This is a genomic window from Mammaliicoccus sp. A-M4 (assembly GCF_022386955.1).
Classification (GTDB): Bacteria; Bacillota; Bacilli; order Staphylococcales; family Staphylococcaceae; genus Mammaliicoccus; species Mammaliicoccus lentus.
Genome location: NZ_JAJNHH010000010.1, coordinates 91114 through 116442, shown reverse-complemented (window position 1 = coordinate 116442; position 25329 = coordinate 91114). Strand labels below are relative to the sequence as shown.

Annotated in this window: 27 protein-coding genes; 4 read left to right on the top strand and 23 right to left on the bottom strand. The window is 31.3% G+C overall.

The window, feature by feature from the left end; all coding sequences use genetic code 11:
- The 6 genes from LQ682_RS09890 to LQ682_RS09865 form a co-directional block, all read right to left on the bottom strand.
- Positions 1 to 984, bottom strand: coding sequence for an alpha-ketoacid dehydrogenase subunit beta (locus tag LQ682_RS09890; RefSeq protein WP_017000270.1), 984 nt, complete (start codon positions 982 to 984; stop codon positions 1 to 3).
- Positions 977 to 1975, bottom strand: a complete 999-nt coding sequence (locus LQ682_RS09885) for a thiamine pyrophosphate-dependent dehydrogenase E1 component subunit alpha (protein WP_017000269.1) — start codon at positions 1973 to 1975, stop codon at positions 977 to 979. The genes LQ682_RS09890 and LQ682_RS09885 overlap by 8 nt, the downstream gene beginning before the upstream one ends.
- Before the next feature lie 15 nt (positions 1976 to 1990).
- Entirely contained in the window at positions 1991 to 3403 is a 1413-nt protein-coding gene (gene lpdA / locus LQ682_RS09880) for a dihydrolipoyl dehydrogenase (protein WP_103269270.1), read from the bottom strand.
- Positions 3404 to 3414: 11 nt separating this feature from the next.
- Positions 3415 to 4476: a butyrate kinase gene (buk, locus tag LQ682_RS09875; RefSeq protein ID WP_239724197.1), complete on the bottom strand. Its 1062-nt coding sequence runs from the start codon at positions 4474 to 4476 to the stop codon at positions 3415 to 3417.
- The gene (locus LQ682_RS09870; RefSeq protein WP_017000266.1) at positions 4476 to 5576 is read right to left on the bottom strand and encodes a Glu/Leu/Phe/Val dehydrogenase dimerization domain-containing protein; all 1101 of its coding nucleotides are present in this window, start codon (positions 5574 to 5576) and stop codon (positions 4476 to 4478) included. The genes buk and LQ682_RS09870 overlap by 1 nt, the downstream gene beginning before the upstream one ends.
- Before the next feature lie 215 nt (positions 5577 to 5791).
- Complete coding sequence (locus LQ682_RS09865) at positions 5792 to 6682, bottom strand: phosphate acyltransferase (RefSeq protein WP_239724196.1); 891 nt, start codon at positions 6680 to 6682, stop codon at positions 5792 to 5794.
- A gap of 121 nt (positions 6683 to 6803) precedes the next feature.
- Between LQ682_RS09865 and LQ682_RS09860 the strand changes: the two genes are divergently transcribed.
- On the top strand, positions 6804 to 7079 hold the full coding sequence (locus LQ682_RS09860) for a DUF2627 domain-containing protein (RefSeq protein WP_103269268.1): 276 nt from the start codon (positions 6804 to 6806) through the stop codon (positions 7077 to 7079).
- A gap of 9 nt (positions 7080 to 7088) precedes the next feature.
- Here the strand turns inward: LQ682_RS09860 and LQ682_RS09855 are convergent, their stop codons facing one another.
- The 13 genes from LQ682_RS09855 to LQ682_RS09795 form a co-directional block, all read right to left on the bottom strand.
- Entirely contained in the window at positions 7089 to 7802 is a 714-nt protein-coding gene (locus tag LQ682_RS09855; RefSeq protein ID WP_070045399.1) for a sporulation initiation factor Spo0A C-terminal domain-containing protein, read from the bottom strand.
- A 28-nt stretch (positions 7803 to 7830) separates the two neighbouring features.
- A complete protein-coding gene (gene recN / locus LQ682_RS09850; RefSeq protein WP_017000262.1) occupies positions 7831 to 9501 on the bottom strand; it encodes a DNA repair protein RecN in 1671 nt (556 codons plus the stop codon).
- 17 nt (positions 9502 to 9518) lie between these two features.
- Positions 9519 to 9971, bottom strand: a complete 453-nt coding sequence (gene ahrC, locus LQ682_RS09845) for a transcriptional regulator AhrC/ArgR (RefSeq protein ID WP_103269267.1) — start codon at positions 9969 to 9971, stop codon at positions 9519 to 9521.
- 146 nt (positions 9972 to 10117) lie between these two features.
- Positions 10118 to 11989, bottom strand: a complete 1872-nt coding sequence (dxs, locus tag LQ682_RS09840; protein ID WP_239724193.1) for a 1-deoxy-D-xylulose-5-phosphate synthase — start codon at positions 11987 to 11989, stop codon at positions 10118 to 10120.
- Between the two features lie 43 nt (positions 11990 to 12032).
- On the bottom strand, positions 12033 to 12911 hold the full coding sequence (locus LQ682_RS09835) for a polyprenyl synthetase family protein (protein ID WP_103269266.1): 879 nt from the start codon (positions 12909 to 12911) through the stop codon (positions 12033 to 12035).
- Positions 12892 to 13110 carry an exodeoxyribonuclease VII small subunit gene (locus LQ682_RS09830; RefSeq protein ID WP_017000258.1) on the bottom strand — a complete coding sequence of 73 codons (219 nt, stop codon included), beginning with the start codon at positions 13108 to 13110 and terminating at the stop codon, positions 12892 to 12894. The genes LQ682_RS09835 and LQ682_RS09830 overlap by 20 nt, the downstream gene beginning before the upstream one ends.
- Before the next feature lie 5 nt (positions 13111 to 13115).
- The gene (gene xseA, locus LQ682_RS09825; RefSeq protein ID WP_064211058.1) at positions 13116 to 14441 is read right to left on the bottom strand and encodes an exodeoxyribonuclease VII large subunit; all 1326 of its coding nucleotides are present in this window, start codon (positions 14439 to 14441) and stop codon (positions 13116 to 13118) included.
- A 17-nt stretch (positions 14442 to 14458) separates the two neighbouring features.
- Positions 14459 to 14848 carry a transcription antitermination factor NusB gene (gene nusB, locus LQ682_RS09820; protein WP_017000256.1) on the bottom strand — a complete coding sequence of 130 codons (390 nt, stop codon included), beginning with the start codon at positions 14846 to 14848 and terminating at the stop codon, positions 14459 to 14461.
- Between the two features lie 58 nt (positions 14849 to 14906).
- Complete coding sequence (locus LQ682_RS09815; protein ID WP_017000255.1) at positions 14907 to 15266, bottom strand: Asp23/Gls24 family envelope stress response protein; 360 nt, start codon at positions 15264 to 15266, stop codon at positions 14907 to 14909.
- A gap of 12 nt (positions 15267 to 15278) precedes the next feature.
- Positions 15279 to 16637, bottom strand: a complete 1359-nt coding sequence (accC, locus tag LQ682_RS09810; RefSeq protein WP_017000254.1) for an acetyl-CoA carboxylase biotin carboxylase subunit — start codon at positions 16635 to 16637, stop codon at positions 15279 to 15281.
- A gap of 1 nt (position 16638) precedes the next feature.
- The gene (accB, locus tag LQ682_RS09805) at positions 16639 to 17085 is read right to left on the bottom strand and encodes an acetyl-CoA carboxylase biotin carboxyl carrier protein (RefSeq protein ID WP_064204547.1); all 447 of its coding nucleotides are present in this window, start codon (positions 17083 to 17085) and stop codon (positions 16639 to 16641) included.
- A 227-nt stretch (positions 17086 to 17312) separates the two neighbouring features.
- Positions 17313 to 17870, bottom strand: coding sequence for an elongation factor P (efp, locus tag LQ682_RS09800; RefSeq protein WP_239724191.1), 558 nt, complete (start codon positions 17868 to 17870; stop codon positions 17313 to 17315).
- Positions 17871 to 17894: 24 nt separating this feature from the next.
- Positions 17895 to 18950 (bottom strand): M24 family metallopeptidase, encoded by a 1056-nt coding sequence (locus tag LQ682_RS09795; RefSeq protein WP_064211057.1) that lies wholly within the window; start codon positions 18948 to 18950, stop codon positions 17895 to 17897.
- A 99-nt stretch (positions 18951 to 19049) separates the two neighbouring features.
- On the opposite strand from LQ682_RS09795, the gene LQ682_RS09790 reads away from it, so the two are divergent.
- Both LQ682_RS09790 and LQ682_RS09785 read left to right on the top strand, forming a co-directional pair.
- Positions 19050 to 19640 (top strand): hypothetical protein, encoded by a 591-nt coding sequence (locus LQ682_RS09790; RefSeq protein ID WP_239724190.1) that lies wholly within the window; start codon positions 19050 to 19052, stop codon positions 19638 to 19640.
- Positions 19641 to 19695: 55 nt separating this feature from the next.
- Positions 19696 to 19908, top strand: coding sequence for an SA1362 family protein (locus LQ682_RS09785; RefSeq protein ID WP_017000249.1), 213 nt, complete (start codon positions 19696 to 19698; stop codon positions 19906 to 19908).
- A gap of 81 nt (positions 19909 to 19989) precedes the next feature.
- On the opposite strand, the gene LQ682_RS09780 is transcribed toward LQ682_RS09785, so the two are convergent.
- Positions 19990 to 20820 (bottom strand): lipoate--protein ligase family protein, encoded by an 831-nt coding sequence (locus LQ682_RS09780; RefSeq protein WP_064205409.1) that lies wholly within the window; start codon positions 20818 to 20820, stop codon positions 19990 to 19992.
- A 120-nt stretch (positions 20821 to 20940) separates the two neighbouring features.
- Here LQ682_RS09780 and LQ682_RS09775 point away from each other — a divergent pair, with 120 nt between their 5' ends.
- On the top strand, positions 20941 to 21321 hold the full coding sequence (locus tag LQ682_RS09775) for a rhodanese-like domain-containing protein (protein WP_064205408.1): 381 nt from the start codon (positions 20941 to 20943) through the stop codon (positions 21319 to 21321).
- Positions 21322 to 21416: 95 nt separating this feature from the next.
- On the opposite strand, the gene gcvPB is transcribed toward LQ682_RS09775, so the two are convergent.
- The 3 genes from gcvPB to gcvT are packed head-to-tail and all read right to left on the bottom strand — an operon-like array spanning position 21417 to position 25328.
- Positions 21417 to 22892, bottom strand: coding sequence for an aminomethyl-transferring glycine dehydrogenase subunit GcvPB (gene gcvPB, locus LQ682_RS09770; RefSeq protein ID WP_064205407.1), 1476 nt, complete (start codon positions 22890 to 22892; stop codon positions 21417 to 21419).
- Positions 22885 to 24228 carry an aminomethyl-transferring glycine dehydrogenase subunit GcvPA gene (gcvPA, locus tag LQ682_RS09765; RefSeq protein WP_103269519.1) on the bottom strand — a complete coding sequence of 448 codons (1344 nt, stop codon included), beginning with the start codon at positions 24226 to 24228 and terminating at the stop codon, positions 22885 to 22887. Before gcvPA ends, gcvPB begins: the two co-directional genes overlap by 8 nt.
- 11 nt (positions 24229 to 24239) lie before the next feature.
- Positions 24240 to 25328 carry a glycine cleavage system aminomethyltransferase GcvT gene (gene gcvT / locus LQ682_RS09760; RefSeq protein ID WP_103269518.1) on the bottom strand — a complete coding sequence of 363 codons (1089 nt, stop codon included), beginning with the start codon at positions 25326 to 25328 and terminating at the stop codon, positions 24240 to 24242.
- Position 25329 lies beyond the last annotated feature (1 nt).

Below are 25329 nucleotides of genomic sequence, written 5' to 3'. Positions count from 1 at the left end.
CTAAAATTCAGCTAATGTTCTCATTTTTTGTTCTATTTTTTCTGGATTCATCATAAAGAAATCTTCCATTGGTGGTGAAAATGGCATAGCTGGAACATCAGGCCCTGCTAATCTAGCAATCGGAGCATCTAAATCAAATAAGCAATGCTCTGCTATAATAGCTGATACTTCACTCATAACACTACCTTCAAGGTTGTCTTCTGTAACAAGTAATACTTTACCTGTTTTCTTAGCACAGTTAATTATCGTTTCTTTATCTAATGGATATAAAGTTCGTAAATCTACTACTTCTACATCTATATCTTCAGTAGATAGGATTTCTGCAGCTTGTAATGCATAATTCACGCATAGTCCATAAGTAAACACTGTAATGTCTGAACCTTCACGTTTTACGTCTGCTTTGTCGATTGGTACCGTATAATATTCTTCAGGTACTTCTTCTTTCAATAAGCGATAAGCTTTTTTATGTTCAAAATATAATACAGGGTCATTCTCTTCAATAGACGCTAGTAATAAACCTTTTGCATCATAAGGTGTTGATGGAATAACAACACGTAGACCTGGTGTGGAACAAAAAATACTTTCAATACTTTGCGAATGATATAAAGCGCCATGTATTCCTCCACCAAAAGGACTGCGTATTGTCATCGGACAATCCCAATCATTATTTGAACGGTAACGAATTTTTGCTGCTTCATTAATAATTTGATTTGTAGCAGGCACGATATATTCTGCAAATTGAATTTCTGCAACTGGTCTTTTCCCTAACATTGCTGCACCTATAGAAGCACCTACAATATTTGATTCAGCTAATGGTGAATCTAGAACACGACTTGCACCATATTTATTAAACAGATTTTTTGTTGCTCCGAATACGCCGCCTTTAAGACCAACATCTTCGCCGATAACAAAGACATTATTATCTTTTTCCATAGCTTGATCCATCGCTTGATTAATAGCGTCTAGATAAGATAATTTAGGCATTTGATTCGCCTCCTTGATCATATACATGTGTTAAAGCTTCTTCAGGTCGTGGATAAGGTGCTTTTTCTGCATTTTTTGTCGCCGTATTAATTTCTTGTTTAATTTCTTCTTCTATCTGATTAAACCACTCTTCATCTGCAACTTCATTTTCAATCAAATATTCTTTGAATTTGATATTACAATCATTTTCTTTTTCTTCTTTTAATTCTTCGGCTGGACGATAGTTATCATTATCATCTGAAGAATGTGGTGTTAAACGGCTACAAATTGCTTCAATTAAAGTTGGACCTTCTCCATTTATTGCACGTTCTCTCGCTTTTTTAACAGCTTTATATACTGCTATTGGGTCATTCCCATCTACTTGTTCACCAAAAGCGCCATATCCTTCAGCTCTTTTAGATAAATCATCTGTCGCAAACTGTAATTCAGTTGGAACTGATATAGCATATTTATTATTTTCTATTATGCAAATATAAGGTAGTTTGTGTACACCAGCAAAGTTCATCGCTTCATGGAAATCACCTTGACTCGTACTACCTTCACCTAGAGTTGCAAGTGCTATGTTCTTTTTATTATCCATTTTTAAAGATAAGCTTGCTCCAGCTGCGTGTAATACTTGTGTAGTTACACATGAACCCTGAGTTAATATATTTAAGTCTTTCTTGCTGAAATGTGAAGGCATTTGCTTACCACCACTAGAAGTGTCTCCTTCTTTTGCAAAAGCAGCTAGCATCGATTCTTCTGCAGTTATGCCTCTAGCTGTAACTAAAGCTAAATCTCGATAATATGGTGCTAATACATCATCATCTTGTAATGCATAATAAGTACCGATTTGGGTTGCTTCTTGACCTTGGCAACTAATAACAAACGGAAGTTTACCCGCTCTATTCAAAAGCCACATTCTTTCGTCGATTTTTCTACCGAGCAACATCCATTTATATATTTCTTTTAAATCTTCATGTGTTAAACCAACAGTTTTGTAATCTAACATTTTGTCACTCCTTTTTTAGACATGAATTGCACGGTTTTCTGATTGTAATCCTAATTCCATTAATACTTCTCCAATTGAAGGATGAGCATGTACTGCTGTTGCTAATTCTTCAGTAGAACCATTCATAAAAGTAAATAAAGACACTTCATTAATTAACTCAGTTACTTTAGCACCAACCATATGAATGCCTAACACACGGTCATTTTCCATGTCTTTTATTAATATGCATTCTCCTAATCCATTGTTTTCTATTACAGATTTACCTATGGCTTTAAAAGGTACTTTGAATTTCTTATAATTTATATTTTCATTTTTAGCATCTTGTTCTGTCATACCAATTGAAGCTACTTCAGGATTTGTATAAATACATCTAGGCACCGTTAAGTAATCTAACTGAATTGGATTTTGATCAAACATGTTTTCCACAGATATGGTTCCTTCTTTAGTTGCAACATGAGCTAATTGATAATTACCTATTACATCACCTACTGCATATATATGTTTGTCTTCTGTTTGATATACATTGTTTGTAACGATATAGCCTTTATCATCTGTTTTAATCTTTGTATTTTGAATTCCAATATCTTCAGTATTTGGCTTTCTGCCAACAGCTACTAGTACTTTATCAAACGTTACTTCATCATCTCGTAATTGTACTTTAATATTTTGGTCAGTAATTGATATATTTTCTTCGCTTAATGGTAAATCTTCATAGATTTTAATACCACTTTCTTGAAAATCCTTTTTGATTATTTTACTAATTTCTTGCTGTTCATTTGGAATAATCGAAGCCCCTGCTTCTACTACTGTCACATCTACCCCTAAATCGTTGAGTAAAGATGCAAACTCAAGACCTATAACGCCACCGCCTATAATTAAAATATTATTAGGTAAAGTTTCCATATTCATCATGTCATCACTAGAAATGATTGTTTTATGATTGAACTTTAAGAATGGTAATTCCACAGGTTTAGAACCTGTAGCAATTAAAACATTTTGGTTAACAAGTAATTCAGATTCACCATTTTCTAATTCTACTGACACAGTGCCAGCTTGTGGTGAGAAAAGTGATGGTCCAAGTAATCTTCCATTTCCTTGATATACATCAATTTTATATTTTTTCATTAAACTTTGTACACCTTTGTACATAGCTGTAACGGTTTCATCTTTTTTAGCGACAACATCTTGGATATCAAAATTCGCGGAAGCTTGTTTGATACCATATTGATCTGCATGATTAATATATCTTAATATTTCAGCGGTTTTTAAGTAAGATTTAGTAGGTATACATCCTTTATGTAAACATGTACCACCTAATTTATATTTTTCGACAATTGCGACTTTTTTTCCAAGTTGAGCAGCACGAATAGCAGATACATAACCTGCCGTTCCACCGCCTAGAATAACTAAATCGTATTCTTTAGACATAGTATTACTCCTTATTCATATGACTTGGTACTAATTTTACCTTGTAAAAGGTCCAAAATGCCAACATTTAGGGCTTGCATTTCTTTTTCTCCTTTGTATATCGTAACATTTTGTAGCCAAGATACATATTTTTTCACTTTATTTACTAAATATTCAGAATAACTTAACCCACCAGTTATAATGATTTGATCAACTTCACCTTCTAATGGTACAGCGCAAGCACTGATTGATTTTGCTATTTGGTAAGCCATAGCATCTAATACTAATTTGGCTTCTTTGTTTCCTTCGTTTATCATTCTTACTACTTCTCTACAATCATTTGTCCCAAAATATGAAAGTAAACCAGATGATTTACTGAGTTGATTATTTGCTTCTTCAACAGTGAAGTTGTTTTCTTTCACCCATTTAATTAAAGCATCATTGGGTATTGAGCCGGCTCTTTCAGGACTAAATGGTCCTTCTCCAAGTAACCCGTCATTTACTTCAACGACACGGCCTTTCTTATGTGCCCCTACGCTAATTCCACCACCTAAATGTGGAACGATAACATTTATATCATCGTATACTTTATTATTATCTTCAGCATATTGTTTTGCAACAGATTTTTGGTTTAATGCGTGGAAAATACTTTTTCTTTCTATTCCTTTAATACCTGTTATTCTTGCCTCTGGAATTAATTCATCTACAACAACAGGATCAACTATGTATGCTTTAATTTTGAACTTTTTAGATAATTCATAACCTATCAAACCACTTAAGTTAGATGCATGAAATCCATATTTAAACGTCTTTAAATCTTCTAACATCTTTTCATTTATAAGATAAGTACCACCTTGTATAGGCTTCAACACACCACCTCTACAAGCAATAGCGTCTATTGCTTGTAGAGAAACATTGTGTTGATTCATAGAATTCTTGATACTTTCAAGTCTATATGGAACTTGATCAATTAGTGGAAGATTTGTCACATTCATATCATGTCTTATAACATCTTCGTATAGCATTTCATAATCAGTAAATACTGCTACTTTAGATGAAGTGCTTCCTAAATTAAGTACAAGAATATTTTTCATTAACGTTTACCTCTAGATAAAATAGATTTTTCTGTACTTAAGTAAGTACTTCTTACATTCATCATTTGGTTAATACGTTCTTCAGCTAAAATTTCAGCAGCTCTAGCCGATGTAATTTTATCACGCTTGCTTATTTCAAATACTTTATCCATTTGATCATAAATTTTTTCAATATTAGCAATTGCACGCGCTTCGTTATAGCCATCTAATTCATCAGCAACATTGATAACACCACCGGAATTAGTAACAAAGTCTGGTGCATATACTATACCTTTATTTTCAAGTTGGTCAGCATGTTTATCAATATCTTCTAATTGGTTATTTGCACTACCGCAAACAACTTTAACTTTTAATCTGTTAATTGTGTCGTCATTTAATACTCCACCTAATGCACAAGGTGCAAATACGTCAGCTTCAACATCATAAATTTCATCGATACCTACACTTTTAGCGTTAAAATCATTTACAACTCTGTCTACAGCTTCTTGATTAATATCTGTAACGACTAAATGAGCACCTGCTTCATTTAAATAGCGACAAAGTTCGTAAGCAACATGACCTACACCTTGAACTGCTACAGTTTTACCTTCTAGATCATCTGAACCGAAAGCTTCTTTAACTGCACGTTTCATTGATACAAATACACCTAAAGAAGTTTTCGGACTTGGATTACCACTTGAATGGTGACTTTCTGATAAACCAACAACATAATTTGTTTCTTCAAAAATAGTATCCATATCCATTTCCGTAGTGCCCACATCTTCTGCAGTGATATATCTACCATTTAAGCTTTCTACATATCTACCTAATGCTCTAAATAATGCTTCTGATTTATCTTTTTTCGGATCTCCGATCACAACTGTTTTACCTCCGCCAAGGTTTAAACCGGCAGCAGCATTTTTATATGTCATACCTCTTGATAAACGCAGTGCATCGTTTATCGCTTCTTCTTCACTTTCATATGGCCACATTCTACAACCACCTAATGCAGGTCCTAATGTTGTATCATGAATAGCAATGATTGCTTTCAAACCTGAACTTTTATCATGACAAAAAACGATTTGTTCATAGTCATATTTTTCAATTGTTTCGAATAACATAATAATCCCCTTTTCATTCTATATATAATAAACTTCATCTTTAATTTTACATCAAATGTTTTATTTATCAAATAAATTCATGCAAAATGATAGCGCTTACAAAAAGTAAAAATTTTTAGAATATTTTAAATAACTTGGTATCTATAGATTGTAATAACTTTCCAGTTATTCTAAATTAAAGCATAATTAACATATTATTATTTAAATATACTAAATTATACTAATGTTAATGCACAGCAAATTGAATGAAATTTATCTTTAGATGAATCTGAACGAGAAGTTAATATGACAGGAACTTTAGCACCTACTATTACTGAAGCAACATCAGCATTAGCTAAATACACTAGAGACATATATAATATATTTCCACTTTCAATTTGTGGAACAATAGCAGCATCAATATTTCCAGAAACATTTGAAGATATTTTTTTTATAATAGAAGCTCGTTTATTAATCGCAGCATCAAAAGCTAATGGGCCTTCAATTTCAACATCTATATTTTCTTTTTTAATATAATCTACTATTTCCTTTGCATCAACTGAAGATTGCATTTTAGGGTTAACTGTTTCAATAGCAGATAATACAGCAATTTTAGGTGTATCAATGCCTAATTTTTTTAAATTTGATATTACGTTTTCAGTAATTTCTATTTTTTGATTTACATCAGGTGCAATATTCATTGCAACATCTGAAATTGCTAACATTTTATGATATGTTGGGATTTTGAAGAAAGATAGGTGACTAATTCTCTGAGTCGTTTTTAAAGAATATTTATCTTTAAGTATTTCTTTTAAAATTTCTGACGACGATACTAATCCTTTCATTATTAAATTTGCAGTGCCTTCATTAACCGCCCTAACGCATTCTGAAATCGTATGTTCATAATCTCTTGTTTGAACAATTTTAATCTTTTCGAATTCCTCATGACTTAAATTAAAAGAACGTATTAATTCGTCTTGTGGTTCTTCATCAAATAAAATAAATTTAGCTCTTGTCTGTTTAATACATTTTATAATCGCTTTAATAATACCTTCATCATTTGATTTGCAAACTGCTATAGTAGCATCTATATTTTGACCTTTATTTATCATTTCATTAAATTGCATATAAACCCCTCCTAATATTAATCATAATCAAATTTCACCGATTATTCCATCTTTTCCTTGTTTACTTTCATTCATCATCTCATATATAATATAAGTTATTAATAAATAGGAGTTTTCAATTATGCAAAAATATATTGCATTAATCATTTTAGTTATTCCGGGAATTTTAGCAGGCTTAGGTATTAAATGGATGCGAGATGCTGTCTTTGGAGAGCTCGTCCCCCAATTACAATTTATATGGCTACAGTTTTTACTAGGTCTTATATTTTTTGTGTTTGGTGTTGTTTTCATCGGTGGATATATATTGCATAGAGAAAAGAAAAATAAACGCGCTCAAGAATACTTTTTAAACAAAGATAATCAAAAGAAACAATCAAAAAAAGCTGACAAATCTTAAATAGATTTATCAGCTTTTTTTGATTTGATCGTCTTTATATAATTGATATAAATGAATAATAAATTCACCATTTGTAGGTCTTACATATGAATTTTCTTGTTTATACCAATATTTTTTTAAATCTTTATCCCACGCTAATTTAATTGCATGTCTAATTGAACGTTCTACATTATTCGATTGTACATTAAAATATTCTGATATACGTGGATACAATTCTTTTGTAAGTTGCATATTATGTGAGTGTTCTAGCATTATTTGTACGCCATATTTGATATATTTATAACCATTAAGATTATAAGAAAAACCTATTTTCTCTAATAATAAATCTATAGCATCTATTTCAGCTATAATAGGTTTATTATTATTAAGAACACGTTGAATTGTATTAAGTAATACATCAAATTCTACCGGTTTGATAAGAAAATAATCTACGCCTAAGGAAACAGATTCCTTTAATAGGTCATCACTGACAAATGCACTCATACAAATTACTTTATACTTTTTATTAGGTTTTATATATTTTTTTAGCAAAGTCATGCCATCAATATGAGGTAAAATTAAGTCTAATAAAAGAACGTCGAAAGTATCTGTATTAAGAATCTCCAGTGCTTCTTTACCATTGTAACCTATATTAACTATTTCAATATCATGTGTTTTCAAATAATGAGACACTTCGCTCACATAAGCTTTCGAATCCTCTATTATCGCTACCTTAATACTCATATTTAACACCCTATCAAATCATACTATTTTAATTTTTATTTTGAATTATCATTTCTTTAGCATGTTGTTTTGTTAATTCTGTCACTTCAACACCCGAAATCATTCTAGCTATTTCATCTATTTTATCGTCTCCGACTAATTGTTTGATAGATGTAATCGTCCGATCGTTTACAGTTTCTTTAGTAATGTATAAATGATTATCACTAATCGCAGCGACTTGTGGTAAATGGGAAATACATATCACTTGTATTGATTGAGATATTTGATACATTTTTTCTGCCATTTTTTGAGCTACACGACCAGAAACACCAGTATCTACTTCATCAAATAAGATTGCTGTCTGACCTTTATTAGATACAAATATGCTTTTTAATGCTAACATTATTCTTGATAATTCACCACCTGAAGCGATTTTATTTAAACTTTTCAGTGGTTCACCTTTATTCGGACTGATTAGAAATTCAATTTCTTCTAAACCATTTTTACCTGGTGATGTTTCAGTAAATGCTATTTCAATATTAGCATCTTGCATATGCAAGTTTTGAACTTCATCAATAAGTCTATCTCTTAACTTCAATGCGATTTTTCGTCTTTTTGTAGATAATAACTTTCCTTTTTCAAGAACTTCTTCATGTAAGCTTTGAATTTCTTCTCTTAGTTGAGTAGTACTTTGTTCATAATTTTCAATTTTGAAAATTTCATCATCAATTTTGTCACGATACTTAATAAGCTCAGGAATACTTTTACCATATTTCCGATTTAAATCATTTAAAACATTTAATCGAGATTCGTATTCATTTAATAATGATTCATCAAACTCATTATTTGTTAAATCATTATATAATTCATGTTTATAATCTTCTAACGTATAATACATTTGATCTAATTCTTCACTAAAAGCAGTATATTTATCTGGTATTATATCATTAATATTTTGAATTTCTTGATTAAGTTCATAAATTTTATCTGGTATATTTTCTTCACTACTTAAAAATAAATGAGCTTTATTTAAACTTTCGCTAATTTTCTCATGATTTTGTAGCTTTTTAATTTCTTGGTTTAAAAAGTCTAATTCATCTTCTTTTAAATTAGCATCATGTAATTCATCACGTTGAAATTTTATCAAGTCTAATCTTTGTAGTAAAGCCTGGTCTTGAGATTCTAACTTCTCTAACTCTTGCTTTTTAATTCTATAAGATTCATAAACATTAATATAATTATCAATTTCTTTTTGGTATTTACCATCAGCATAATTATCTAAAAGTGTTAAATGATATTTGGGCTTTAATAGAACTTGTGTTTCGTGCTGTCCATGTATATCCAACAATTCTTGCATAACTGTTTTTAATTCAGCTAAAGTTACATTTTGGTTATTTAATTTACAAAGACTCTTACCTGATGCGAATATTTCTCGTTTCACAAATAGAAAATCTTCATCAACGTCAATATCTAAATTTTGAAGGATTTTATTGACGTTTGGAACATTATCAATGTCAAACACACCTTCAATTGTTGATTTTTGTTCACCATGTCTTACAAAACTTTGTGACGCCCTCGCACCTACTAACTGACCTATAGCATCTATAATAATAGACTTACCTGCACCCGTTTCACCACTTAGTACAGTTAAACCATTTGAAAAATTTATTTCTAAAGATTCAATTATTGCGAATTGTTTGATTGTAAGTGCTTGTAACATAGTTTATTAAATCTCCTTTAAAGCATATTGAAAATTCTATCTGTAATAATTTCTCCAGATTCTTTGTCTTTACAGATAATTAAGCACGTGTCATCACCACAGATTGTGCCTAAAACTTCTTTCCAGTCAATTTGATCTATAATAGCACCGATTGATTGAGCATTCCCGGGTAATGTTTTTAGTACAAGTAAATTATCTGCACCATCGATTTTCACAAATGAATCCATTAAATATCTACCTAATTTATCAATTGGGTGATATTTTCTATCTCTAGGTAAACTATATATATATTGACCTGATGGAGCTGGGACTTTGATTAATTGCAACTCTTTAATGTCACGAGAAATAGTGGCTTGCGTGATGTTTAAATCGAGCTCGTTTAACCTTCTAACTAATTCTTCTTGTGTTTCTATTTGTTCGTTTGAAATAATTTCTCTTACTTTAATTTGTCGCATTGTTTTATTTGCCATTTATAACACCTCAACTAATGAATATTTATACAATTATAATAGCATAAAATTTGTAAAATGAGTAATGTAAGCGCTATTAAATATTTAAAAGACGCTTTATTATTACTAAAGCGTCCTTTTTATCATAATTATTCATCTGTTTATAATTATTTTTTTATTATTGATTTAGCAACTGATTTTATATTTGCTTTGGAGATACCTATATCTTCTAATAATAAATTAACATCTCCATGTTCTATATATTCATCATTTATACCGATTCTTCGCAGTTTATTTTCATAATCGTTTTCTATAATGAATGTTGCAATTTGTGTACCTAAACCACCAGTTAACATAGATTCCTCTATCGTAATAAACGGTATACCTTTTTCGCCTAGTTCATGTAACAACTCTACATCCATCGGCTTAATAAATCTAGCATTTACTACGGTAGCATTTATTCCTTCTTTCAATAATTCATCGGCTACTTCAGTAATTAATTCTAAAGTTGGACCGTAACTTATTAATGTTACATCATTGCCTTCTCGTTCCTTTGTCCAACTTCCTATGGATAATACTTTTATTTCTTCTCTATCTTCTACTGCTGGTGCATTACCTCTAGGATATCTAATCGCCATTGGACCATGTTCGGTTTCAAATGCAGTTTTAAGCATGTCCTTTGCTTCATTACCGTCTTTAGGCATCATAATCGTGAAATTAGGAAATTGATTTAAAAATCCTATGTCAAAGACGCCTTGGTGTGTTTCTCCATCTGCACCAACTAAACCAGAACGATCAACACCAAATAAAACGCCGAGGTTTTGTCTATCAACATCATGTAGTAGCTGATCATAAGCTCTTTGCATGAAAGTTGAATATATAGCTACATATGGTTTCATACCTTGAGTCGCTAATCCAGCAGACATTGTTACAGCGTGCTGTTCAGCAATACCTACATCAAAAAATTGTTCAGGTAGTTCTTGCTGAAACTTCGTTAATTTTGAACCAACTGGCATTGCTGGTGTAATAGCTACTACACGTTTATCTTGTTTCGCATAATTAAGTACTTCGTTGCTCATTAAAGCACTCCAGGCAGGGCCTTCTGCTTTTCCTTTAATCACTTCACCAGTTTCAAGTTTATATGGTCCTAAACCATGCCAAGTGCCTACTGTATCAATTTCTGCGGGTTTATAACCTTTACCTTTTTTAGTGACAACATGAATCAATACAGGTTTATTTATTTGTTTAGAAGCATTTATTGCTTCGTCTAATTCTTTAAAATTATGACCATCTACTGGACCAATATATTTGATACCTAACTCTTCAAAAAATATACCATCAACGACTAAATATTTTAAACTGTCTTTAATTTTATCAGCTGAGTCCCTCAATTTATCTCCACCTGGTAATCTTGTGATAAAGCTCTCAGCATCAAATTTAAAACGATTATAATTATGATTTGTTCTAATTCGTCCAAACATATTATGCATCGCACCTACATTCGGAGCAATACTCATTTCATTATCATTTAATATAATTGTTAAATCAGTTTTGTCGTGACCGATATGATTTAATGCTTCTAAAGCCATACCGCCTGTCAAAGCACCGTCTCCAATAACTGGAACGATGTGATTTGTGTTTCCAAGAATATCGCGTGCTTTTGCCATCCCCATGGCAGCTGATAATGAAGTGGAACTATGACCTGCTTCCCAAACATCATGTTCAGATTCTTTCATTTTAGGAAAGCCACATAATCCTTTATATTGCCTTAAAGAATCAAACTCGTGTCCTCTTCCAGTCAAAATTTTATGGATATAAGCTTGATGACCAACATCCCAAATAATTTTATCTATTGGGCTGTTAAAGTGTTTATGTAAACTCAGTGTTAATTCAACAACACCTAAATTCGCCCCGATGTGTCCCCCAGTTATAGAACATGTTTCAATTAAAAATTTTCTGATTTCTGCGCTTAATTCCTCAAGTTCAGAGTTTGATAGTCCTTTTATAAAGGAAGGATTTTTTATTTTTGAAACATCCATTATTTTACCACCTTTAGCCCTATTACCTATAAGTTCGAGATTATTACTTTTCCCTATTTGCAAATAATTTAGTTAACGATTTAAGTTCTTCAGTATTATAATCTTTACCTAATTGCTCAAGTAAATATAACGCTTGGTTAACATGTTGCTCTAGAGCAATTTTTGTATTAGTTGTCCCAAGTATACTTATATATGTACTCTTATTATTTGTTTCATCGCTTCCAACAGCTTTTCCAATTTTATCAAAGTCACCTTCGATATCTAATAAATCATCTTTTATTTGGAAAATTAAACCTAATTCTTGGCTAAATGAATCTAATAATAAAAATGTTTTACTATTTACTTTAGCAATTGTACAAGCTGCAACAACAGAAAAACGTATAAGCGCTCCAGTTTTATATCTGTGAATTTTACGTAGAGTATCTAATGAAATATCTTTATTTTCACTATCCATATCGAGAATTTGGCCACCTACCATACCTTGATGCCCAGCTGCTTCAGATAATAATCTTATTAATTTAACTTTTTCTTCAGAGGCTAACTCTTTATCTTTAGAAATAAGTTCGAATGCCTTCGTTAATAAAGCGTCTCCTGCTAAGATAGCTGTTGCCTCGCCAAATAATTTATGGTTTGTCTTTTTACCACGTCTATAATCGTCGTCATCCATTGCAGGTAGATCATCATGGATTAATGAATACGTATGTATCATTTCTAGAGCTTTGGCAGTTTCCATACCTTTATTTATGTCAGTCTTCAACATAGTTAACGTCATTAATAATAAAACAGGTCTAATTCGTTTACCACCAGCAGAAAGAGAATAGCGCATACTTTCTTCTAATTGAGTCTCAACTATAGGGATAAGTTTGGTGTTATTGAGTGATTCATTAAATTTTTCAACATAATTATTCATTATCTGATTCATTAGAATCACCTTCTTTTTTTACTAGCTTGTTAACTTTATCTTCAGCTTCTTTAAGTTTTGTTTCACATTTACTGCTCAATTCAATGCCACGTTGATAAAGTTCTATAGATTCTTCTAATGAAATATTCTCTTCATCTAATTTACCTACAACTTTTTCAAGTTCTGTCATCATTTCTTCAAATGTCTGTTCTTTAGTCACAATCATCACCTAATTTCTTTAACATTAGCTTTTATTTTACCATCTTTTAAGTTAACCGTAATTTCATCTTCTACACTTAAATCATCTTTACTTGTGATTATTTTATCATCTTTCTCAATAATAGAATAACCTCGTAACATTGTTTGTGTAGGACTTAAAGTATCTAATTGTACAAGCTTATTAGCTAATAGTTGCTTTTTATCAGTCAAAATACGATTAATCAGCTGATTCTGTTCATATTTCAAACGATCAAAATCTTGTCTGTATTGAAAAATTCTATTGGAAATTGGTCCAATTCTTAATTTATTCTGTAATATATCCATTCGATGTTTATATCGGAGTATTGTTTGCTCGAGATTTCTATTTAATTGCTTTTGATAATCATCTAGTAATTGAGTTTCCTGATCATATAATAATGATGGTGTTTTCAATTTATAGTAAGATGATAACTGATTCAGCCTTTGTTTTTCTCTTTGAATATCTTGTGTGATATGTTTCGTCAAATATTGACGTGCATTCTGAATAAGTTGATACAACGCATTTATATCTGGCGTTGCAATAACAGCGGCTTGTGTAGGTGTAGCAGCTCTAACATCACTCACAAAATCACTTAATGTCGTATCAGTTTCATGTCCTACTGCAGAAATAATAGGAGTAGAACAATTATATATAGCTTCAACTACTTCTTTCTCGTTAAAACTCCATAAATCTTCAATTGATCCACCACCACGGCCAACGATAATAACATCAACACCCATAGAGTCCGCCTCTTTAATATTGTTAATAATATTATCCTTAGCTCCTTTACCTTGAACTAAAGTACTTATGAGTACTTGTTCAGCAAGCGGGTAACGCTTGTCTAGGGTAGAACAAATATCTCTTATTGCTGCACCTGTTGAAGCAGTTAAAACTGCTATCTTTTTAGGATATTTTGGAATACTTAATTTATGATCGGCATTAAAATAACCTTTCTCAGCAAGCTCTTTTTTAAGTGCTTCAAATTTCTCATATAGCAAACCAATACCGTCTAATTGCATAGTTTGGACATAAATTTGATATGAACCTCTTGACTCATAAACGCCTATACGTCCCTCAATTAAAACTTGATCGCCTTCTTTTGGCTCAAATGATAATTGGTTAGCATTGGATTTAAACATCATTGCGCTTAATACACCTTTATCGTCTTTTAAAGCAAAATAAAGGTGCCCGCTTGAATGTCTTTTGAAATTTGATATTTCTCCTTTAATAAATACATTTTGGAGATGAGGGTCTTGGTCAAATTTATATTTTATATATTTTGTTATAGCTGTAACTGTTAAATACTTATCCATTTAATTATCACTCTTTATTATTTTGATAGGCTGCTTAGTACACCATTAATAAATTTATAATGATCATCATCACTATAAGTTTTTGATATTTCTACCGCTTCGTTAAATACGACCTTTTCAGGTGTATCTGTATATTCTAATTCATATGTGGCCATTCTTAAAATAATTCTATCTGTTTTCAGTAACCGTTCAAGCGTCCAATTTTTCAAATGTGGTTTGAAAATATCATCTAATTCGTTAGATTTTTCAATAACTTGATTGACATAGTTTTTTACATATAAATATTGTTCACCTTTAAAATCTTCAACTAAATAAGAAATAGCTTCTTCTACAGTTAATTCAGTTTTGTTGTTTTCTAATTGATACAAAGTTTTGAACACAATTTCTCTTAATTCTTGTCTTTTCATATTCTTCTCCTTCAAAGAATAAGAGGATGCACGCATCCTCTTAATTAATCATTGTTTATTATTGAAAGTGTATATTGACGATATGAACATTAACTTCTTTAGGTGTTAATGCAGTCATTGTATTTAATGCTTGTTTAATTTCTGATTGGACTTTTCTCGCTGTTTCAGAAATTTTTGTTCCGTAGTCAAATGTACAGTAAACATTAATATAAATACCATCTTCTTTTATATCGACTTTAATACCTTTACCAAAATTCTTTTTCCCGAATTTTTCTAAGGAATTCTTATTAAAAACGGATTGCATGTGAGAGACACCTTTGATATCTGTAGTTGCTATACTTGCTATTACCTCAATTACTTCTGGCGCGATCTCTATTTTACCTAAAGAAGGCTTTTCATTTTCAATTGTTTTAGCCACTTGAATCCCTCCTTAATTATCTTCATTATTTATAATATCATGAATCTCGAGGAAATTGGTATTAAAATCACCTGATTTGAAAACATGATTTTCTAATAATCTTAGATGGAAAGGGATAGTTGTATCTATACCAGTTACTAAAAATTCTGTTAAAGCTCTTTTACCAATTTGTATTGCTTCAGTACGGTCTGAACCATATACAATTAGCTTAGCAACCATGGAATCATAATAAGGCGGTATAGTGTAACCTGCATAACAAGCTGAATCTATACGTACACCAAATCCACCAGGTGTTAAGTATTGATTGATTTTACCAGGTGAAGGCATAAAGTTTTTAAATGGACTTTCTGCATTGATTCTAAACTCAATAGCGTGACCTGATAAATCTACATCTTCTTGCGTCAATGGTAATGCTTCACCACTTGCAACTTTTAATTGTAATTTAACTAAATCCATACCTGTTACCATTTCAGTAACAGGATGTTCTACTTGGATACGTGTATTCATTTCCATGAAATAAAATGTATCTTCATCTAAATCATAAATGAATTCAATCGTACCTGCATTTTCATATTCAACGGCTTTAGCAGCTCTGACAGCTGCCTCTCCCATTTCTTTTCTCATTTCCTCTGATAATACAGGTGAAGGTGATTCTTCTACTAATTTTTGCATACGACGTTGAATCGTACAATCACGTTCTCCTAAATGAATCACGTTTCCAAATGAATCGCCTAATACTTGAATTTCAATATGTCTAAAGTTTTCTATGAATTTTTCTAAATAAACGCCTTTGTTACCAAACGCTGTTTCAGCTTCTTGTTGAGTCATTCTAAATCCAGTAACAAGCTCTTCTTCATCGCGTGCTATTCTAATACCCTTACCGCCGCCGCCAGCTGTTGCTTTAATAATTACTGGATAACCAATTTTTTTCGCGCATTTTTTTGCGATTTTAACCGTGTCTACTAACCCGTCACTACCTGGTACAACAGGTACATTAGCTTTTATCATTTCCTCTTTAGCAACATCTTTAATCCCCATTTTTTGAATGGATTTGTAACTAGGGCCGATAAATTTAATTTGGCAAGCTTCACACATTTCTGCAAAGTCGCCATTTTCAGCTAAAAAGCCGTATCCAGGATGTATGCCATCACAACCTGTAGATTTAGCAATTGATAGAATGTTAGGTATGTGTAGATATGAATCTTTAGATTGTGTTGGACCAACACAATATGCTTCATCAGCAATTTGAGTATGTAATGCTTCTTTATCTGCTTCAGAATAAATGGCTACTGTTTGTATATCAAGTTCTCTACAAGCTCTAATAATTCTTACGGCTATTTCCCCTCTATTTGCTATTAATACTTTTTTCATATTATTTCACCTTGAACAACGGTTGGCCATACTCTACCATTTGTCCGTCTTCAACTAATATTTCAGTTATTTCACCTGATACTTCGGCTTGTATTTCATTAAATAGTTTCATAGCTTCCAATATACATACAGTAGTATCAGACTCAACTCTAGATCCAACTTGTACATATGGGCCTTCATCTGGTGATGGAGATTTGTAGAAAGTACCTACCATTGGTGCATTAATAGTGATGCTATCATCTACTTCAGTTTCAGGAGCAGGTTGTGTGTCAGCTTGATTTGTAACTGGTGCAGGCTCTGCTACACGTGTAGGTTCCTGATTATAGATAACTTCTTGTTTAATTTCTTTTTTTAAAGTCAGTTTAAATTCTTTATCATTAATGTCAATTTCAGTTAAAGAAGAATTGTCTAGTACGTCAACAAGTTCTTTAATTTGTTTCAAGTTCATGTAAAAAAACTCCTTTTAAATTCAAATTCATGATACTTCATACATTTTACTTTAGTGGTCATACCAATTCAAGCGATTTTAATATTTAATTAAAATTTGGGAGTGTAATACAAATTTTGAATTTTAAAAAGCCTTATATAAATACATTTACAAAACAGTCGCACACTATCCATATAATAATTTAGGCTGAGACACTTATTTATGTCTCAGCCTAAATTGTTTAAATATTATCCTCTTGATACGTAACTTCCATCACTTGTATTAATAACAAGTTGGTCACCTTCGTTAACGAATAAAGGAACATTTAAAGTATATCCTGTTTCTACAGTAGCTTGTTTAATAGCACCAGTTGCTGTATCACCTTTAATACCTGGTTCAGTTTCAGTGACTGTTAAAGTAACTGTGTTAGGCATTTCGATACCGATTGTTTCACCTTCGTACGTTTGAATATGAACTTCCATATTTTCTTTAATAAATTTAAGCTCATTTTCTAAAGTGTCGCCAGGTAATTCTAATTGATCATATGTTTCATTATCCATAAATACATGGCTGTCACCATTAGCATATAAATATTGCATACGGTGGTTATCGATTTGTGCTCTTTCTACTTTTTCACCAGCTCTAAATGTCTTTTCTTGAATGGCACCAGTTCTTAAGTTTCTTAACTTAGAACGAACAAATGCTGCACCTTTACCAGGTTTAACGTGTTGGAAGTCCATAACTTTCCAAATACCATTATCTACTTTAACTGTTAAGCCTGTTTTAAAATCGTTTACTGAAATCATTCATTTTCCTCCTAATTATCCTTCTTATAAAATAATAAGGTCTTTTGTGGATTTAGTAAAGCGCTGTAAGCCATTTTTTGTTACTAATACGTCATCTTCTATTCTTACACCACCAAGTCCTTCTACATATATACCTGGTTCTAACGTAACGCACATATTTTCTTCAAGAACTATATCTGATTTTTGTGATAATGCAGGACCTTCATGTACTTCTAATCCTATACCGTGTCCAAGAGAATGTCCAAATTGCTCGCCGTAACCATAACTAGAGATAATGTCGCGTGCGATAGAGTCTGCTTCTTTACCAGTCATACCTGGTTTAATTTGCTCTAATGCTGCTAATTGTGATTCTAATACAATATTATATATTTTTTTCATTTCTTCTTTAGGTTCACCAATAGCAAATGTTCTCGTAATATCACTAACGTAACCTTCATATAACGCACCAAAATCTAAAGTAATCATGTCTCCTTCTTCAATTACTTTATTACTTGCAACACCATGAGGTAAAGCTCCACGATGTCCAGATGCTACTATTGTATCGAATGAAGAGCATGTTGCACCTTTACTACGCATGAACATTTCCATTTCATTATTTACTTCGTTCTCAGTCATACCTGGTTTAACCCACTTAAGAATATGTTCATATGTTTCATCAACGATATCAGCTGCTTTTTGGATTTGTTTAATTTCAAAATCATCTTTAATCATACGAATTGTTTCAATTACACCTTCAATAGAAGATAATTGTACTTCGTCTGTATTTAAAGCTTGATATTCATTATACGTAATTAAATCTGCTTCAACACCTACATTTTTATAATCACCGTGTTGAATTAATTCATTAATTTTATTAATCATAGGACCATTTTGATTAATAATTTCAAAATCTTCAGCTTGCGAATTCGCTTGTTGTATATATCTGAAATCAGTAATTAATTGTTTCGTATCCTGGGTGATTAATAAACTCCCGCTTGTACCAGTAAATCCAGAAAGGTATCTTCTATTGTATGGCGAAAGAACAACAATAGCATCTAACCCTTTTTGTTCCATTACTTTTCTTAAGTTTGTAAATTTCATATTTATCCCCTTTCTATTTGTACAATAAATCTATATACATTAAAATAATATCATACATAGTTTAAATTTTTCAGAGTAAAACATTGGGAGTTAAAAAATATGAAAAAAATAATAACAATATTAATGACGAGTACAATCATATTATCAGCATGTGGTAATGATAAAATAGATCAATTAGAACAAAAGAAATCAAAATTAAAAAAAGAAAATAGAAAAGCTAAACAAGAAATTACGAATCTAGAAGATAAAAATCAAACATATAAACAAAAGGAAAAAACATTAGAAAATTCTATTAAAAACAAAGAAAGCCAAGTAACATCACAATTTTCTATTACATATTTACGTTCTTCTACTCAATTTATAAATGAAACAAGATCGAACATATCTGAATATAATAAAATAAATGATGATATTAAGAAAAAACTTGGAGACGAAAATATTAAAAATAAAATAGAAAATATATATACGAATCAAAAGACAATTTCAAATGAGTATAAAAATGAAATGAAAGGCAAAACCATTCCAAAAGATTTTAAAAATTTACATGAAAATTTGGAAAGTCTATCTAAAAATATAGAAAATGTTTTCAAAGATTTAAATGACGCTTATGAGAAAAAAGATAAAAAGAAAATAGAAGAATCTATTAATAAATTAAATGGTTTGAAGGATGAAATAGGTCAAATTAAGTGAGGTATTATCTGAAATATGATATATTAAATAGACTAATAAACTAAGGTGAGATTTTATGAAAAAGTTTTTGTTTTATTTAATTATAATAATTGCATTGTTTGGATTAATTATGAATCTTGATTTCTTTATTATGGGATTCATTAGAATGGTTATTTCATTAATCATATTTGGTATTATCATTTATTTAATTTATTATTTCTTCTTCTTAACACCCGATCAAAGAAAATACAAAAAAGCAGTTCGTAAAAACAAAAGAAAAAATAGATAAATATGAAATCGGGAGATAAATTCCCTTCTCAATATTAAAATCCCAATCCGTTGATTTTTTTTACTTCGGATTGGGATTTTTTTATTTTCTATAAGTCCATTCTTCTGATCGATATTTATCTTCTAAGTGTTTTATTTCTTCTTTTTGAGATTCTGTGAATTCTAATGGTTTAAATTCAATATTTAGTCCTTTTTTAAAACCTTCATAGAATGCTGTTTCCATTTCTTCTAATGTAATGTGACGATCTGAAATATCATTTATAGCGATTGCTTTATCCATAAATGCAGCTTTCATTTTTTCTTTTAATCTATCATTTCTATATGTAAACATATCGAACAATTCATCTACATTAATATCTTGAAGAATTGAACCATGTTGTAAGATAACACCTTTTTGTCTAGTTTGGGCGCTACCAGCTATCTTTCTACCTTCAACTACAAGTTCATACCAACTCGGTGCATCAAAACAAACTGAGCTTCTTGGACTTTTTAACTTTTCTCTTGCTTCTTTAGATTTCGGAACCGAAAAGTAAGCTTCAAAACCTAATGCTTTAAAACCTTCGAGCAACCCTTCAGATATAACTCTATATGCTTCAGTTACAGTCTGAGGCATGTTTGGATGCGACTCTGGTACGATAACACTATAAGTTAATTCTTTGTCATGTAAGACACCTCTGCCTCCTGTTGCGCGTCTTACTAAACCAAATCCTTTTTCTTTAACCTTTTCAATATCTATTTCTTTAGTGAGTTTTTGAAAATAACCGATTGATAAAGTTGCTGGATTCCAAGTATAAAACCTTATTACAGGATCAATTTCCTCCCTGCTTACAAAATTCATAAGCGCTTCATCAACAGCCATATTATAAAACGGATTGCTAGATTTTGTATTTACAAAATGCCAAGTTTCTTTCACAATAAAAACTCCTATTCGATAAATTCTATATACTTTATTATTTTAGCAAATATATTTTGATAAATCTCACAATAAATCTTATAATAGTAGTTATAGAGTTAAATTGGGAGGAATCAGACCATGAATTATTGGTACATCGCGCTCATCGTCCTAGTTTTGATTATCATTTATATGGCAATAAACTACACATTAAATAAGCGCGCAGTCACAGAATTAGATCAAAATGAGTTTCACAAAGGATTAAGAAAGGCGCAAGTCATAGACTTAAGGGAAAAAGCCGATTTTGACTATGGTCATATCGTTGGTGCTAGAAACATACCAATGAGTGTTTTCCGCACAAGATATCAAGGGTTACGTAAAGATCAACCTATATACTTTTGTGATGCCAATGGCGTAGCAAGTTATAGAGCCGCAAAAATGATGAAGAAAAAAGGTTACACAGATCTTTACATGTTAAAAGGCGGATATAAAAAATGGACAGGAAAAGTTAAATCTAAATAGATTAAAAACGTCCAGATTAAAAGCTTTAATATTTAAAAAATAGCAGTGAAAAATTCCGTTTTTTTGGAATTCATCACTGCTATTTTATTTTATCATTATACTTTTTCTTCTTTTAAAAGTTCGAATTTTAATACTGGTTTTCTAGCTGCTTGAGTTTCATCTAGTCTACCAATAACAGTTGTATGCGGTGCATCTAATACCAATTCAGGATCTTCTTCAACTTCTTTTGAAATTTGAATTAATGTATCACAGAATGCATCTAGTGTTTCTTTTGATTCTGTTTCTGTTGGTTCAATCATCATACATTCCTCAACATTTATCGGGAAGTAAATTGTAGGTGGATGGAAATTGAAATCAAGCAAACGTTTTGCCATATCTAAAGTTCTTACACCTAGCTTTTTCTGTCTTGAACCACTAATTACAAATTCGTGTTTACAATGTTGCGTATATGGTGTATCAAAATGATCTTGTAATCTTCTCAACATGTAATTAGCATTTAATACTGCTGCTTCAGATACTGCTTTTAGACCATCAGGACCCATAGTTCTAATATAAGTATAAGCACGTAAATATATACCAAAGTTGCCGAAGAATGGTTTTACTCGACCAATAGAATTTGGCATATCATGTTCAAATTTATATACATCATTCTCTTTAATAACAGTTGGTTTTGGTAAATATGGAATTAAATCAGATTTGACTCCAACCGGACCTGAACCAGGACCGCCACCTCCATGAGGACCAGTAAACGTTTTGTGTAAGTTTAAATGAACAGCATCGAATCCCATATCTCCCGGACGTACTTTACTCATAATTGCGTTTAAATTTGCGCCATCATAATAAAGTTTACCGCCTGCTTTATGAACAATTTCTCTTATTTCAAGTATATCTTCTTCGAATAAACCTAAAGTATTCGGGTTCGTTAACATAATAGCTGCAGTATCATCACCTACAACCTTTTTCAAATCTTCTATATCGACTAATCCTTTATCATTAGATTTTACAGTGACAGTATCAAAACCTGCGACTTTTGCAGAAGCTGGGTTCGTGCCATGAGCAGAATCTGGTACGATAACCTTCGTTCTATTATAGTCACCGTTTGCTTCATGATAAGCTTTAATCATTAATAATGCAGTCCATTCACCATGTGCACCTGCTGCTGGCTGTAATGTTACTTCATCCATACCTGTAATTTCTTTTAAGTGTTCTTGTAAATCATAAATGATTTCTAAAGAACCTTGAACAGTTGATTCATCTTGAAGTGGATGAGCATTTGCAAACCCAGACATTCTTGCTACTTTTTCATTAACTTTAGGATTATATTTCATCGTACATGAACCAAGTGGATAAAAACCTGTATCAACCCCATGGTTTTTATTAGATAGCTCAGTATAATGTCTCATTAAATCCAATTCACTAACTTCAGGTAACTCGGCTTTTTGTTTTCTAGTGAATTTATCCCCTAAAATTTCTTTTATGTTTTGATTGTCTACTTCTTTTTCAGGTAATGAATATGCAAATCTGTCTTCTCTTGATCTTTCAAAAATTAATTCACTTGATGGTTTACGCATTATATTCACCTACTTTTTCAATAAATGTATCTATTTCATCTTTCGTTCTTAGTTCAGTTACAGCAATTAACATATGATTTTTTAAATTGTCATCTACAAATCCTAAATCAAAACCACCAATAAAGCCATCTTGCAATAGTTTTTCATTAATTTCTGCAATAGGCTGGCTAAATTTAACAACAAATTCATTAAATGAAATGCCTTCTAAAACTTCAAAACCATTTTCTTTCAATTTATTTTTCATATAATACGTGTTTTCCATGTTCATTTCAGCCATTTCATAGACGCCATTTTTGCCTAATGCACTCATACATACTGAAGCTGCTAATGCGTTCAATGCTTGGTTTGAACATATATTAGAAGTTGCTTTATCTCTTCTAATATGTTGCTCGCGAGCTTGTAATGTTAATACAAAACCTCTGTTCCCGTCATCATCTTGAGTTTGTCCAACTAATCTACCTGGTAATTTACGCATTAATTTTTTAGTTGAAGCAAAGTAACCACAATGAGGTCCTCCATATTGAGCTGGAATACCAAATACTTGTGCATCACCAACTACAATATCTGCACCAAAATCTCCAGGAGGAGTAATTAAACCTAAAGCTAATGGGTTACTAGAAACAATAAATAAAGCTTTTTTGTCTTCAATTAATGTTTGAATTTTTTCTAAATCTTCTAAAGAACCAAAGAAGTTTGGATACTGAACACAAACTGCTGCTGTATCATCATCTATTGCAGCTTCTAATTTCTCTAAATCCGTAACAGTGCCATCTAAATCTATTTCTACAACATCAATATCTTGAGCTTTCGTATATGTTTTAAGTACTTCAATAGTTTGATAATGTACAGATTTAGAAACAATAACTTTTTTCTTTTTTGTATGACCAGCTGCTAATACAGCTGCTTCTGCAAATGCTGTCCCGCCATCATACATTGATGAGTTTGCAACATCCATACCTGTAAGTTCGCAGATTAATGTTTGGAACTCAAAAATCGCTTGTAACTCGCCTTGAGAAATTTCTGGTTGGTATGGTGTATATGCAGTGTAAAATTCCGATCTAGAAATTACATGGTCAACAACCGTAGGAATATAATGATCGTATACGCCTGCTCCTAAAAATGAAGCATGAGTTTCACTCGTAATATTTTTATTAGCTAGTTGAGACAGTTCCCTTAATAAAGCTGTTTCTGATTTCTTTTCTTTAATATTTAAAGGTTGATTAAACCTAACTGACTCAGGGATGTCAGTAAATAATTCATCTACTGATTTAATACCAATTACATCTAACATTTCTGATTTATCCTTCTCTGTTAAAGGAATATAACGATGACCCATTTTTTTCACTCCTATGATTTAAATGATGATTTTTTAACAATTTTAGCTTTAACTTGTCTTTTTCTTACTTGAATAAGTAGTTCTTTATCCAATTCAAACTCTTCTTTTTTAATTAAGCCCATAGCAATTGATTTACCTGTAGAAGGTGATTGAGTACCTGATGTTACATAACCTATTTCATTACCATCAGTATCTAAAATTTCATAATCAGTTCTTGGTATACCTTTATCAATCATTTCAATTCCAATTGATTTTCTGTCAGCACCATTTTCTTTTTGCTCTTTTAAAACTTCTTTTCCGATAAAGTCATCTTCAATCAATGGCTTTACAGCAAAACCTATCCCGGCTTCATATGGTGTAATATCTTCAGATAAATCTTGTCCATGTAATGGTAGACCCGCTTCTAATCTTAAAGTGTCACGTGCACCAAGACCACATGGTGTTACACCTTCTTTTATAAAACCATCCCAAATTAATTTCGTATCTTCAGAATGACAATATACTTCAAAACCATCTTCACCTGTATAGCCTGATTGAGAAAGTATAACTTCTTTACCAAATATCGTTACATTTTGTTTGAATTCAAACATTTTCATTTCACTAATATTAACGTCTACTAGTTTTTGAACAATTGATCTAGCTTTAGGACCTTGAATCGCTAATTGACCATAATCTGATGATTTATTTTCTACTTTTGCGTTAAATCCTTTTATTTTTTTCAACCATTCGTAATCTTTATCAGTATTACCAGCGTTAACAACTAATAAATATACAGAATCCTTCAGTTTATAAATCACTAAGTCATCAATAATACCGCCTTCTTCAGTACAAAGGACTGTATATTGAGCTTTAGAATCGTTAAGTTTTGTAATGTCATTTGTAAGTGCATATTGTACAAAATTAGACGCTTCTTCCCCAGTTACTAAAATTTCTCCCATGTGACTAACATCAAAAATACCGACTTCATTTCTTACTGCATTATGTTCTTCCTTAATACTTGTAAATTGGACTGGTAAAGCCCAACCTGAAAAATCAATCACTTTTGCACCTTGATCAAGATACGTTTGATATAACGGTGTCTTTTTTAATTCATTAGCCATT